The sequence below is a fragment of the Clostridium aceticum genome, assembly GCF_001042715.1.
Taxonomy (GTDB): domain Bacteria; phylum Bacillota; class Clostridia; order Peptostreptococcales; family Natronincolaceae; genus Andreesenella; species Andreesenella acetica.
In genome coordinates this window covers 330,005-344,961 of the sequence record NZ_CP009687.1, presented here as the reverse complement: position 1 = coordinate 344,961, position 14,957 = coordinate 330,005, and the positions used below count along the sequence as shown (strand labels likewise).

Here is a 14,957-nt window from a genome sequence, read left to right as displayed (position 1 = left end):
TTTTGTTGGAGCGCTTCAATATATTAAAGTATGTCTATAAATTTTAATATACGAATCATGCTTCCTGAAACACTAGGCCCCGCATATTAAAACTGAAGTCAAAGAAATATATTACCAGCTAAATCCTCCAGCATTCTCGATGGTTTGTAACTCAACATCGATAGGTACTACTTCTGGTACAACTTCAGCTCCCCATAGTTTAGCTAAAGCCATTCCAAGTCCAATTCTTACTTGGTCACGTGGGAATTGAGCAGTAGTAGCTTTGAAAACACCGTCTTCTAAGATAGCTTCGATTACTTCTGGATGTCCATCTACACTATAAATCCATACATCACGTCCAGAAGCTTCAATAGCTGCAAGAGTACCTAATGCTCCCCCATCATTTACGCTGAAGATGGCATCTAGGTCAGCATGTGCCTGCAACATGTTCTCTGTAACATCCATAGCCACACTTCTTTCTTGTCTACCATTTTGGGTATCTACAATTTCAATCCCTGGGTATTCAGCAACAGCATCCTTAAAACCAGCAACCCTCTCTAAGATAGGTACAACTGGAATACCATCAAGAATCGCTACTTTCCCTGTTCCCCCTAAGTCTTCTGCCATCTTTTTACCTGCTAAGTAACCTGCATCATAGTTTCTAGAACCTACAAAAGAATCAATCGGTCCATTGGCTTGTGCATCAACTGCTACAACAATAATCCCTGCATTTTTAGCAGCAATAACTGCTGTCTCTATCCCTGCACTATCAGCTGGGTTTAATAACAGAATATCAATTCCCTGCTGAATCATATCTTCTATGTCATTTGTTTGTTTACCTACATCATGACGTGCATCAGTAACAATAGCTCTAGCTCCTATTGACTTTGCCGCCTCTTCAAATGCCTCATGCATTGTTATAAAGTATGGATTGTTCATATCTTGAAAAGCCATACCAATTACTAACTGCTCACCTGTACCCCCTGCATTTTCACCTGCTTCAGCGTCCCCATCTACATCTACATTTCCCCCGCTACATCCTATAGCAAATACCATAATTGACATAAGTAATACTAATAATAAAGCAATCGACTTCTTACTCATTGAATTTCTCCCCTTTTCTAATTTTATTCAATTTCGAAACGATTTCCTCATCTACAAAACATATTACCCTCTATGATCAGACACCCTCACCCCCTTGTTCTATATCGTGTTTTAAAGAACTTTTAGATTTCTCAAAAACCCCCTCTCAAACTTGCTTTATTTTTCTGGTTATCTACTGTTTTCTATCTATATATTATCTTGTACCCTTGTATCTTATTGGGGCTTTCTTAAAAAAGACAAAAAAGGGTACCTCATTATACGTATAGCAATTATATAAACCTAAAGCAATACGCAAACAAGGCACCCATAGCCTTAAAGAAATCCTATATCAACCGTAGACATAAAATTCCTAATATATTTTATTGTAGTATACTTTCATCCAAAATCCAATAGCGTAAAACATGATTTAAGTAAGTCTATGCCATCCATAAGCATATAACTATTCATGTAAGTTAACTTTTCAAATTTTCAGTAACTTTGTATTTATTATAATATTTTTGTATTTGGTAGTCAAGTTTCGTTTTTTATTTAACGATATATATTGACTCCGTTTATAAATTGTATCTGCTTTTATTTAAGATGAAATACTACTCAAATTCAAAAAGCTTATCCGCTTCAATAACTTCTTTAGCTACTTCTACTAACTTTTTATTATGATCTCTACTCATTTTTTGTAATCTTTTCATGGCTTCCGGCTCCTTTAAATCCATACGATCCATCAAAATCCCCTTCGCCCTCTCAATATACTTTCGAGCTTCCAAAGCTTTTTTTGTATCCTTAAGCTCATCCTGCAGCTTTGTAAATTCCTCAAATCTAGCTAAAGTGATGTTTATTGCTACTTTGATATCTCTTATATCAATCGGCTTTATCAAATAATAAAGCACACCTTCTTTGGTAGCTCTTTTAATAAGATTTTCATCATGATAGCCACTTACGATGATACTAGGAATAAATAATACTTCGTTCATCTTCTTAATTGCTTCAATACCGTCTAAGATAGGCATATTAATGTCCATGATCACAAGGTCAGGCTTTTTTTCTATAGCTAGCTCCACAGCCTTCATACCATCAGTAGCTTCTGCTACTACTTGATGACCTAATTCTTCAATGTTAGACTTTAAGCCCATTAGACATAAATACTCGTCTTCAGCCACCAAAATTCTCAATGGTTTTCCCATATTTTCCCCTCCAATTCACAACATACAGTGCCTCTTAGGTCATTACTTAATTCTAATCCTTTCATAATTGTTTGATCTTGTGGCACTTGATCACTTTAAAAGAATTTTCTGATCCGGCAGCGTAATTTTAACTTCGGTCCCATCTTCATTATTAAAGTCCATTTTACCATGAAATTCATTGGTAACAATGGCATGTACAATAGATAGTCCTAAGCTGTCTAATTTGCTTAAATCAAATTTTTCTGCCAAACCTACACCATTGTCTTTAACTAACAAGAAAACATCTTCATTGAAACGTTTACATTGAATATGAATTGTTCCCGTATCCCTTCCTAAAAAAGCATGCTTCAAACAGTTCAACACCAACTCATTGATGATTAAAGCTATAGATGAAGCTTTACTATAAGGAATAAATATGTTATCTAAGTCTAAGTAAATAGCTATTTTAGTATCAATATTAATAAAATCCACAATAACTTCAATGATTTTTTTTACATTAATAATACTTCTCCCTAATTTATCCCTAGATAAAAGATCATGAACAGCAGCTATGCTTTTCACCCGTGAAGTAATGTTGTCTAATATGTCATCTATAGATTTTTGAGGATTTTTATCAATAAACCTCTTTTGTAAAGAAATTAAACCTACAATGGATTGAAGATTGTTCTTAATCCGGTGGTGACTCTCCTGCAATAAAGCTGACCGTCCCATTAACCTTGTACTCTCAATAGCTATAGCTGCATGTCTTGCAAAAGCTGATAAATACTTAGACTCCTCTTTGGAATAAACATAAAAGTCTTCATAATAAATCTGAATGATGCCTGTTATTTGAGATCTAATCAAAACTGGAATACAAATAATCGTCTTGATGTCATTCATTTTTTCAAACAAAGAGTTAAACACCCTGTCCTGTTGGTTGGAATAATAGATATCACCTTGCTGTGCTATCTTTATGATAGCTTCTTTCTTTAGCTGAGTTTGAAATTCTTTTCTGGTTTTAAACTCTAAGGTGTCTATAATTGTACTAGTACTTTCATCAATTAAATCAATCACACATCCATCTGCATTCATGACTTTGGTTACTTCCTTTGCCAATAGCCGTAAAACATCCTTGAGTTCATATTCTGATGTTAAAAATTCTGCTGCCTTAAAAACTGCATCCAAAACACTCTGAGTACCTTCGTCTTTATCTTCACGACTTCCTTTATATTTATAGTCCTCTAATATATTCAACAGTGTTTGAGGATCTTTTTTTGCCATGTCTGCCGAAAGCTCTCCGCTAATGCTTCCCTTTGATAAGACTGAAATCTGATCCCCAAGCTTCAAAGCCTCTTCCCACTGTTTTGTAATGTAAATAACGCTGCCGCCATTTTCTTTATAGTCTTGGATGATTCTATATAACTTAGAAACATTGTGTGCTGATAGTCCTTCCGTAGGTTCGTGCATAATAATCACCTGTGGATTCTTCATAAACACTTGAGCTATATATACAATTTTTTTATTTTCTCTTGATAAATTACCCACCTTTGTATTATGGTTCAGTTCAAAGTTCAGCCGATCTAAAGTTTCTTGAGCGGTTTTCTTAAGCTTTTTCCAGTTAATCAAAGGGAAAATTTTTCTTTTGGGTATATTGGTTAAAGAAAGATTCTCAGCTACTGAAAGGTTGTTTACCAATACTGGTTTTTGATGTAAAAATACTATATCACTTTTATTAAGTAAACTTCCATCCATTCTTTTGCCTTTAAACAGTATCTTTCCTTGAATATCTTCTTCAAATGCCTTTAAAGAATGTATAAAAACACTTTGTTCAGAGCTGTTTTTTACTATTAAGACATGTACCTGTTTAAAGCCTAAATTTAAGTTTATATTATCTATATATCCATCTGAATTATGATATGTTAGATTCTTAATTTGATAAATAAATTCAGACAAAATCTATGCCCCCCTCCAAGTAGCCTTAAAATCAACCCTTCTTTATAGATTTTGCACCTGCTTTATACTAAGAGAAATCTTTCCTCGTTCTACATCTAAACCAATAATTTTTACCTCTACCTCATCTCCTACAGAAATTATCTCCATTGGGTTTTTCACAAACTTGTTGCTTAATTCAGAAACGTGCACAAGACCATCCTGCTTTACCCCGATGTCTACAAAAGCACCAAAATCAACAACATTTCTTACTGTACCGGTCATAACCATATCTACCTTTAAATCCTCCATCTTTAGAACATCACTCCTAAAGATAGGCTTGGGCATTTCCTCTCTTGGGTCTCTACCGGGCTTTTTTATTTCTTGGATAATATCCTTTAAAGTAGGTAGTCCTACTTCTAACTCCTCTGCCAAATCTTTTAATTTAGTGTTCCCCTCTGATATTTTTTCTTCAATACTTCTAAGCTTGCCTGCCTGTATATCTTCTTTGCTATACCCTAGCTTTTTTATCAACTTCATTGTGGTTTCATAAGATTCAGGATGAACAGCAGTATTATCTAGGGGATTATCTCCATGAGAGATTCTTAAGAAGCCTGCACACTGCTGGAACACTTTATCTCCTAGTCTTTTAACCTTTTTTAGTTGAAGTCTATTGCTAAACTTCCCGTTCTCTTCTCTATACTGTACAACATTTTTAGCAACAGTAGAGGAAATCCCCGCTACATATTGTAGCAAAGAGGGGGTAGCTGTATTTAAATCTACGCCTACACTATTTACACAATCTTCAACCACATTTTTCAACGTTTCTCCCAGCTTACTTTGATTTAAATCATGCTGATACTGCCCTACACCAATACTCTTAGGGTCAATTTTCACTAGTTCTGCCAGCGGATCCTGTAGTCTACGTCCTATAGAAATAGCACCTCGGATAGATACATCTATGTCGGGATACTCTTCTGTCGCCAGCTTAGAAGCTGAATATACAGATGCACCTGCTTCACTTACAATGGTATAATATACCTTCTGATCAATTTCTTTTATAAGCTCCGCTACAAGAAACTCAGTTTCCCTAGAGGCAGTACCATTTCCTATTGGTATGATATCGATTTTATATTTATCTATAAGTTCCTTTAATACTTTTTTCGCTTCTTCTACCTTATTTTGAGGTGCATTGGGATAAATAGTAGTATAGTCCAATAGCTTTCCTGTTTCATCTAGTACAGCAATCTTGCATCCTGTCCTATAGCTTGGGTCTATGGCTAAAACCCTCATATCCTTCACTGGAGGAATTAAAAGCAGTGGCTTAGTGTTTTTTCCGAAAACCTTTATTGCTTCTTCTTCCGCTCTTTCTGTAAGAATGTTTCTGATTTCCCTTTCCATAGAGGGAGCTATTAAACGCTTATATGCATCTTCGATGGCTTCCTTTATTACTGGTACAGTGATACCTTTCTTGTTGGCAATCACCTCTTCTATTAAGTATGTCATCACTTCTTCTTCTGGGCTTAGCAGTTTTGCCTTTAACTTTTTTTCTTTTTCTCCTCTATTCAAAGCTAAGATTCTATGGTTGGCTATCTTATTTACCCCTTCACTAAAACCATAGTACATCTCATAAACTGTTTTCTCTTCTTTATCTACCGCTTCGCTATGAATCACAGCTTTTCTTAAGTTCATCTCTCTTATTTTTTCTCTATATTGGGCATCATCTGATATAATTTCAGCGATAATATCCTTAGCCCCATTTATAGCATCTTCAATACTCATGACTTCTAATGCCTCATTAATGAAGGGCTGGGCTATGTCTTCAATTGTTCCATGTGAAATTTCCTGTGTTAAGATTACCTCTGCCAGAGGCTCTAAACCTTTTTCCTTTGCAACCGTAGCCCTGGTCCTTCTCTTAGGTCTAAAGGGCCTGTACAAGTCTTCAATTTTTTGAAGCACCTCCGCCGTCAATATTTCCTTTTTTAATTCTTCTGTCAGCTTTCCCTGTTCATCAATCAATCTTATTACTTCTTCTTTTCTTGATTCCAAGTTTCTTAAATATACAAGTCGCTCGTGTAAGTCCCTTAGAACCTCATCACTTAGCCCTCCCGTCATTTCCTTTCTATATCTTGCAATAAAAGGTATGGTATTGCCTTCATCTATCAACTTTATAGTTTCTTCAACTTGACTGGTTTTAATATTAAACTCTTTTGCCAACTGATTTATTAGCTTCATTCTCGTAATCTCTCCTAATTTTATTTTAAAGTCTTTCTTCTTTTTATTATTCTTCTTAGTTATTTCTAATTCCTTTATTTTATCCTTATTTTTCTTTTAAGGTCTCAGCACTCTTCCTTTATTAGTGATCTTTTTTATTAATATCATTTTTTCTCCATTGTTTTACCTCTTCAAACTGCCAATGGTCTGGAGAAGTGACCCCGTAGATTACTTGGCTATGTCCTAGGGCATAGCCTATAATACTACCTAGTGTAGCAGGTACCCCTAGTTTTAATCCCACCATCTCCACCAACATAATAGCCGCTGCAATAGGGACATTGGCAACGGATGCCAAACTGGCCGCCATACCTGTAATTACCAAAGAAGCCGATAATCCAACGCCCCCATCTCCTATAGCCGCTGAAATGAAATTGCCACTGACAGCACCTATAAAAAGAGCAGGAATGACTAAGCCAGCACTTCCTCCTGAAGTCACCGTAAAGGAAGTAGCTACAATTTTACCAATTAGTAATAAAAGCAGCAAGGTTATTGGGAAAACGCCATCAATCATATCTTGAATCACATTGGTTCCTGTGGCCGCCACATCTGGAAGGAAAATAAGAATGATACCAGTGACCAATCCTCCTATAGCAGGATGGATACTTTTAAATGGTAATTTCTGAAAAAAGTTGCTAGTCTGCCGAAAAATTCCCATAAACAAAAGGGATGCTAATCCTGCCGTAATCCCTGCCACGATAAAAGAAGGCACATTCCATACATTGGGCAAATAGTTTGGAATAACAAACATCGGTGTAGCTTTAGCAATCATGCTATATATTACAAATCCCATGGTGGAGGATAACATGGCAGGAAAAAGGTCTGCATAGTGCAAAGAAGATTTATATAGTATTTCTACGACAAAAATCCCTCCACCCAAAGGCGAACGAAAAATAGCTCCGATAGCTCCAGCTGCTCCACATATGGCTAAAATTCTGCAATCTTCGTCACAAAAATAATTTTTCCATCCTTTAAGCCTTGTGATACCGCTGGCAATACTTCCTCCGATCACCAACATAGGGCCTTCCACCCCTCCACTGCCTTGAAAACCTAAAGTAATAGCAGTAGCAATCAGTTTACTAAATAGCATCCTAAAGGGTAGAGGGCTATTTTTTTTGTTTACAGCATAAATATATTTATCCGTACCAAAGCCTGCAGCGTTTTTATCCCATTTATACAACAAAGATACCAAAAGTCCTCCTATAACTGGGGCAATCCACATAGGCAGCATATAACTAACTCCTGTTACAAAGTCTATAGAAAATCTTAAAGCTACAGCCGCCAAACCTCCTCCAATCCCCATCAATGTAGCCACAATCAACCACTTTGTCATATATTCTCCAACGTATTGAAATATTTTTAACATTTATCCTACTCCTCACAGCTATCATAGTTTTTTTGTTCGTCTTTAGCTGAACTAGTTTATTATTTTTCAGTATTTTATTAGTATTCTACAGTTCTGCCTTATTTAAGCAAAATTAATATATGTCGATTACACTATCAAAATGTGCACTTTCCCAGTTCAATAGCTTACTACTTTTCCCTGCTTTTGTCAAAGCACGCTACGCCACGGGGACAGTTCCCATGACTCCCCTCAGTTTGTCATCCTGAGCATAGCGAAGGATCTTGAAATTAAAAAAACACCACCTTAGTAAACTTATTACTAAAGTGATGTTGTTATTATCCTTTTTGCCACTCTTTTCCGTTGTTGACAACATAGTCATTTAGCTGTCCTTTTCCATAGGTCATACCTGCCACAATTTTAGGCCCTTGAGGAGGTGTACTTGTTCCTTGACCTCCTTCTTTTTCACCCAATTCCTTCCACCCTTCATAAAGTGGTGTAATCACTTTGATGGCTAGTTGGAGTTTTTCTACATCTTTGCTGATTTCAGCCTCTGTTATCAACTGATTTACATAGACATAGATACTTTTTAGGTTGTTGGCAATTTGTGAGTTTCCCTGTATTGTAGATAAAAGTTCTGCTAAAATCTCTCTGGCTTTTTGAGAACTAGTATTTAGCTTCCCATAAGCCCCTATTCTTAAATAATCTATATTGTCTTCAAAAGTATCTATTAAGCCTTCATATAATATAGCTACTAATTCCGCTTCATTAGCATTAGCTACACGATTAGCAAGATATTCTTTTTCTATCAATGTATTCACCCCAAATTAAGCTTAAGGTTAAAGTTGAGAACAACTTTAACCTCTGGCTCTTTTGTATTTATATCTTATATTTTAATCGTAACTTAATCAATAGTTTATCATCCTCAAGATCCTTCGCTACCCTCAGGATGACAGCTTGAGAAACCATTTTCATCGTTACCTTAAGTTAACCCCTATGTGGGTTGTCCTATTAGCTTCCTAATAGCTGTAGGATAGACTGTGGCCTTTGATTAGCCTGAGCCAGCATTGCAGTTCCTGCCTGCATTAAAATGTTTAACTTCGTAAACTCTGACATTTCCAACGCCATATCTGCATCTTCAATTCTAGATAGAGCTGCTGTTAAGTTTTCTGTTGTATTGTCTAGATTCGCAGCAGTGTATTCTAGCCGATTTTGAATAGCCCCTAGCGCTCCCCTTAGGCTAGCTACTTTTATAATCGCATCATCATATACTGTTATAGCAGCTGTCGCTCTCTCTTCTGTAGAAACGTCAATAGCATATTCTATGGCTCCTTCTGATAAACCATCTGTAACCTCAATAATCGATCTGAAGGCAGCTCCCTTTACCCCTGTGTTACCTTCGGGCGAAGCAGCACTGATACCTAATTTCTGAGCTCGAATATCTCCTACAGATAGTCTAAATCCTTGTCCTTGATTTGGTCCAATTTGAAGATTCGTGACAAATTCTTTAGGTGTGCCTTCTATGAAAATGGCTTGACCTTTAAAACCGGTATCATTCGCTGTTACAATTAATCGTTCCTTTATATTTGGATCTTGGGATAACTTAGCTCCGTTAATACCAAGGTCTGCTAGTTCTGCCACAAGTTCATCTAAATTTTTAGTTGTACCATCAGTTTTTGATAAATTAATAGGTCTATTAGATCCAGTATATGGTCCTACTCTACTGTCAAAAAACTCTATTTTTTCATCACCAATCGTTAATGTAGAGCCTATTTCAGGAGTATCATTAAAATAGAAGCTTCCCTTTGCTTCACCTGTATCTTTTTCTGGTATACCAGTAGTCCTAAGAGCATCTGCATCAGATGTTCCAAATAAATTTTCTAATACTAAAGTGGTACCTGTTAACTTTACTTCGCTACCACCTCCAATAGAAGTTGTTTTTATTTCTATTTGGTTATTGTCATTCCAAATAGCCTGACCTAAATCTCCCATCGCATTGTTGAAAGCTTCTAAAAGACTATCCTTTGTAGCATTTAGTGCTGTTCCGTCTAATTTGTTTAAAATAACAACTCTTTCTTTTCCATCAATCCATATAGATAACTGCTGTGAAGTTAAGTCACCTAAAGCCGCAACTGCAGCATCGTCAACAAAAGCTTTACCTGCAACTTGTCCACGAGTGGTTATATTAGTATTGGCAATTTCGACATCACCAGTTACTGAAATTCTTAAATTATTGTTAGTTACACCATGGGAACCATCCCCAGTAATGATAATGCCATTCACATCACCAGAAAAAGTGAAACCATCTAGTTCTGTTGTACCAGCAGTACCTTCATATGCACTTAATGCACTTATTATTGCTGCAGCAGTTGCTGCATCTCCAGTAGAACCATTTACTAGTGTAATATTAACTACCTTAGCAGCTGCATCAACAGTTGGTCCAGCCGCCGCTGCCGCTGCATTAATGTTAACTGTTACTCCATTAAAAGAAAAAGTACCTGTACCACCATCTCCTAACGCCTCTACTTTTCCAGTATTCCATTCAGCTGCTACATCATTTACTTGACTTGTATTAAAAGTAGCTGCTGCACCTGTACTCATTCTATGTACCGTCGTATTAGCGTTAGGCGCTTCATTTCCCCTTAAAATATTTCGTGTATTAAACTCTGTTCCATTGGCGATTCTATTTACTTCACAGGTTAGCTGATTAATTTCATCTTGAATAGCTCTACGATCAGCATCGGTTACAGTCCCGTTAGCAGATTGTACAGCCAGCTCCCTCATCCTCTGCAACATGGAATGTACTTCGTTCATCGCACCCTCTGCCGTTTGTATCAAAGAAATACCATCTAATGTATTCTGAGATGCTTTTTTCAAACCCCGTACCTGAGCCCTCATTTTTTCTGAAATCGCCATACCTGCCGCATCATCTGCCGCTTTATTAATTTTCTTTCCTGATGATAGTCTTTCTAACACCTTTGATGAAGCGTTTGTGTTGCTACTTAATAATCTGTGGGCATTTAGTGCTGGAATATTGTGGTTAATTCTCATCCCGATTCCTCCTCATTTTTTCTCTGATAATACTCTATGTAAAATTGCCAAACATATCTTAACTATTTCTTTTAACTCTCATTACATTTATCGTCCTATTCTTTCATTTTCTTTAATTTTTTTACAAAATTATTCTCAACATTGCCTAATAATTATACATCTTTGTGCTTAAGTGTACTTATTTTCCTTGCACTTAAGATTCTTCAACTTCATTTACTGCATTCTAGCTTTTTCAGCCTTTTCCTTATCAATACCCTCTACAAAAACCAGTACCTGTGCTACAATTTCATAAAGCTCCGGTGGTATTTCTGTACCCACTTTAAATTGTATCAACTCCTTCACCAGCCTTTCGTCCTCATACACTTGAACTTCATTTTCTTTTGCTCTTTGTATTATTTTTTCAGCAACATATCCTTTACCAGCGGCAGTAATCTTGGGAACTCGGTCTTTTTCTATGTCGTACTGTAGTGCTACAGCTTTTTTAAGTTGATTTTTTCTCATCACTACACCTCTATATCTTTACGTCCAGTAGGTTTTTCTTTCTTTTTTCTGTAGCATTGATTTCATCCGCCATTGTTAAAATGTGTTGTTGTTCTTCTACTCTAAAACTTAAATCCTTGAGTTCATAACCCATTTCCTGTAAAAGCTCCTTCAACTGATTTTCATGTTTTGTCACCAGCTGTTGATCCTCTTGGCGGTTGAGTCCCATCTTCATAACAACTCTTTTGTAATTTACGCCTACATATACATTCACGTTCCCCATTGTATTGGTGTCAAAGTTTAGAAGAATAGACATATCTCTAGGATCAATTTTTTTACTGCCTTTTTTATCCTTCATAACATAAATTTGAAGATTTTTTAGTTGATCTCCCATCATTACAGGCAGTTGCAGCACTGTATCTTCTTTGTTTAAATTCATTTGAATCTCTAAAGAATCTAAAAGCTTTCCTCCTGTTTTCTGCAGGGATATCTTCGTTTCCTCATCTAGCAGATAAGCCTTTGTTTCCAGTTGCTTCAAGAGTCTTCCAAACTCCTCATAAGGCCTATTGCCCTCCACTTTCCCAACCTTTAGAGTTTCATCTACCCCTTGAAGCAGTTCTCTCATTTTATGAGCAATCTCCTTTATTTCTCTCCTAGAGCTTTTTTCAGTCATCTCTAAAATTTCCTTCATCTGACTTCCTATTTGCTGTTGATTGCCTAAAAAGAAGGAAAGATTTTGTACTTCCTTTAATGTGATAGGCATAGCATTTTTTAAGAGCAAAGAAAGAATACTGTCTTTCTGCTGGTAAGTGATGTTCTCCATACTTTGCAGCAACCCTTTTAATGCTTCACCTTTAAAGATGCCACCCTCCTGCAATAGCTTTGGAGAGGTTTCCTGCTCTACAAAGTCTCGTAGTACCTTTATCGGTGTTTTCTCTAAGGCCATTTCTTTTTGTTCTATCTTTTCAAGTAGATCTGTTGTCATTCCTTCTTTAATGGTTGTCAGGTGTTTTTGTAATTGATGCACACTTTGTAAGTTTGACTTGTTTAAGGATAAATTATTTGCAAGGAGGCTTCTGATAATTTCTTTAATATTTTTGTCCTCTGCTACAGATCCTAATTGGGAAGCATTTTCTTTTAGATAGTTTTTGATGATGATGTCCGTTCCTAAGGAAAGTTCCTCTGGAAACTGCAGTTGAATTCCTTCTAGCATCTCTGTGCTTACCTGCTCTCCCTGTAGAAGCTTTTGACTTAACTCTAAGGCTTCTATAGTTATAGGAAGTTGATTTTTCATTTGAAAAACCAATGTACTTGTCTCTATTTTTTCAAGCTTTTCTAACATCTCCAACCTTTGCAAACCTAAGCTAAAGGTTTTTATCTCTGGTTTTACTATAGCCTCTTCCCCCGCATCAAAAGCTTTCTCCGATATCATTTCTTCCAGTTCAACGCCTTTAGCTTTTATATCTTGAAGTTCCTTGTCACTCTCTATGGATCCTTCTCTCATAGCTTCCTGTGCTATTTCGCTTATCTCTTTTGCTGCTTCTGTTTCCACTTGCTGTACTGCTTTCTCAGGCAAGTTTTCCTTGATGGCTTGCTTTTCTGCATATTCTGCTAAATCCTTTACCTCCAGTTCCTCTAACTTTAAACCCTCTTGTAAACTTCTATCTACCACAGCAGTAGTAAGATTTTCTGTGATGTTTTCCACATGAAGATTTGTTTCATAAAGTTTTGCTATATTTTCTCTGTTAAGAGGTATACTGTTTTTCAGTAAAGCTTGTACTGCTTCTATGTTCCTTGTTTCTACTGTTAAACCAAACTTTTCCCCACTTTTTTCTATAAAGTTTCTAATAGTGTCTATCGTACTTCCCACTGCAATTTTAGGCAGCTTTACTGCTTCCTTCATATACTGCTGTAGATTTTTGGTTAGTCCTTGGCTTTTTTCCTGTAGTTTTTCTACTTCCTTTCCATGCAAGCTGTCTTCTTCTGATAGCTTTTGTACCTCTTCTCTAACCGCTAGCAATTCTTGACTGGTGGATAAGGTTTTTAAGGTCATAGGCAGTTTGTTGTTCATCTGAAAAGCTACTGTGTCAAAACTTAAGTCCTTTAAGTGATTTAACAGCTTCGCTAACCTTAGACTAGTATCCATCACTACCCTTGCTTCGCTTGTTGAAATCCTTGAGACCCCCAAGTCTTCCGATGATTTGGATATCTCTGGAACTTCTCCTCTCTTATCTACTAGTTCCATCAATGTTTTGATATTAATGGACTTTTCTTCTTTGATAAGCTCTATCAGTTTTTCGTTTTCTATCTGCTCCAACTTTTCCAACTTACTTAACAGATTTTTTGTCAGTGGTTCTTTTTCAGATATCTTCATTTGTCTTAGTAGCTCTGTAATCTCTGCTTTTTCCACCTCTATACCCTTACTTAAAAGTTCCGCTGTTTTATCATAGTTAAGATGAGCCTTCAGCTCTTGAATGGCTTCTTTAATTTGTTGTACCTTTTCAATATTCGTCTTTGTAAGATCTACTCCGGCTTTAACAAAATCTTTAGAAAGTCTTACTATTTCTTCTGTTACTTTCACTTCTTCTCTTGCTAAAAGTTCCTTAATATCCTCCTCCATTGTCCTTAAGTCTTTTTCACTCACCCGAGAGTTTCTATAGGAGGTAGCCTCATAAAGATTAGTAACAGCCTTTGTTACAGGTTTTTGTGGCTGAACGTTTCCCTTTACTACGGCATTTTTTAATTTATACAGATAGTCTACAGTGGCATCAATTTTATTTTTCACAGCGTCAATGATGGTTTCTTCTTTTATATTCTGAAGATCATCTACTTTCCTGATGACATCGTGAATTCGATGAATATTTTTCTTTGTAATATCCATCTCTGCTTTATGCAAAGCCCTCATTACATCTATAACGTCTTTACCCATTTTATTGCCATAAAGCCTCATGGAAATTTTTTCTGCATCCTCTGTAGATAATTCCTTTTTTCTTTTAAACAGCTTTAGCAAGGAAAAACCTTCTTTTTCTCCTTTAACCTCCTGTATGCCCATAGCTAAGTTCTGTAATGCTTCTTCTGAAATATCTACATCTTTTTTCAAAAGCTTAATAGCTGTATCATAATCTAGTCCCTCTACCACCTGTTCTAAATGCTCTTTAGCACTAACAAAAGCTTGAAGATTCTCTTTAGAAATTTTCAAACCATGTTTTTCTAAAGCTGTCAGAGCATTTTTTGTGACTTCAGTTATGGGAACATCTAGTTTTTTTAATAATTCTACTTCGGCTTTTTCTTCAGAGACTTCCTCTAGGACTTTTGTATCAGATTCATCGTATAGTTTAGATTTTATGAAATCTTTTTTATCTACAACAACAGTATCCCCTATGTTTCCTTCAATGCCCCCCTTCAACTGTACCTCCAGCATCTTCTGGTCACCTAGGTGAAGGGTAATACGATTTTCCTCTCTACTTACTAAAGTGCCTTTGATTTTAAAGGATTCGTTACCTTTACCATACTGTTGTTGACGTATCCCCATGGTTAATTTTTGAAAAATACTACTGTTCATCCTGTCACCGCCTTTTACCTTCTGTTTACTTTATCGTCATTTTCATGTTTTTCCTTTAGTCTAAATGCAACATGTAGCCAGC

9 protein-coding genes are annotated in these 14,957 nt (G+C 36.3%); all 9 read right to left on the bottom strand.

Translation table 11 applies throughout. The features are described from left to right. Nucleotides 1–111 precede the first annotated feature (111 nt). Nucleotides 112–1,083 (bottom strand): ABC transporter substrate-binding protein, encoded by a 972-nt coding sequence (locus tag CACET_RS01590; protein ID WP_044826153.1) that lies wholly within the window; start codon nt 1,081–1,083, stop codon nt 112–114. Between the two features lie 587 nt (nt 1,084–1,670). After that, nucleotides 1,671–2,261: an ANTAR domain-containing response regulator gene (locus CACET_RS01585; protein ID WP_044826152.1), complete on the bottom strand. Its 591-nt coding sequence runs from the start codon at nt 2,259–2,261 to the stop codon at nt 1,671–1,673. Nucleotides 2,262–2,351: 90 nt separating this feature from the next. Then, on the bottom strand, nt 2,352–4,193 hold the full coding sequence (locus CACET_RS01580; protein ID WP_044826151.1) for a histidine kinase dimerization/phosphoacceptor domain -containing protein: 1,842 nt from the start codon (nt 4,191–4,193) through the stop codon (nt 2,352–2,354). Nucleotides 4,194–4,235: 42 nt separating this feature from the next. Continuing rightward, complete coding sequence (locus CACET_RS01575; protein ID WP_044826150.1) at nt 4,236–6,404, bottom strand: Tex family protein; 2,169 nt, start codon at nt 6,402–6,404, stop codon at nt 4,236–4,238. 121 nt (nt 6,405–6,525) lie between these two features. Next, nucleotides 6,526–7,806: a chloride channel protein gene (locus CACET_RS01570; protein ID WP_044826149.1), complete on the bottom strand. Its 1,281-nt coding sequence runs from the start codon at nt 7,804–7,806 to the stop codon at nt 6,526–6,528. A 314-nt stretch (nt 7,807–8,120) separates the two neighbouring features. Next, nucleotides 8,121–8,594 carry a flagellar export chaperone FliS gene (locus CACET_RS19330; RefSeq protein ID WP_052661550.1) on the bottom strand — a complete coding sequence of 158 codons (474 nt, stop codon included), beginning with the start codon at nt 8,592–8,594 and terminating at the stop codon, nt 8,121–8,123. Nucleotides 8,595–8,793: 199 nt separating this feature from the next. After that, nucleotides 8,794–10,833, bottom strand: coding sequence for a flagellin N-terminal helical domain-containing protein (locus tag CACET_RS21050; RefSeq protein ID WP_044826148.1), 2,040 nt, complete (start codon nt 10,831–10,833; stop codon nt 8,794–8,796). Between the two features lie 213 nt (nt 10,834–11,046). After that, nucleotides 11,047–11,334, bottom strand: a complete 288-nt coding sequence (locus CACET_RS01555; protein WP_044826147.1) for an EscU/YscU/HrcU family type III secretion system export apparatus switch protein — start codon at nt 11,332–11,334, stop codon at nt 11,047–11,049. Between the two features lie 10 nt (nt 11,335–11,344). After that, on the bottom strand, nt 11,345–14,875 hold the full coding sequence (locus CACET_RS01550; RefSeq protein ID WP_044826146.1) for a DUF6240 domain-containing protein: 3,531 nt from the start codon (nt 14,873–14,875) through the stop codon (nt 11,345–11,347). Nucleotides 14,876–14,957: the final 82 nt, after the last annotated feature.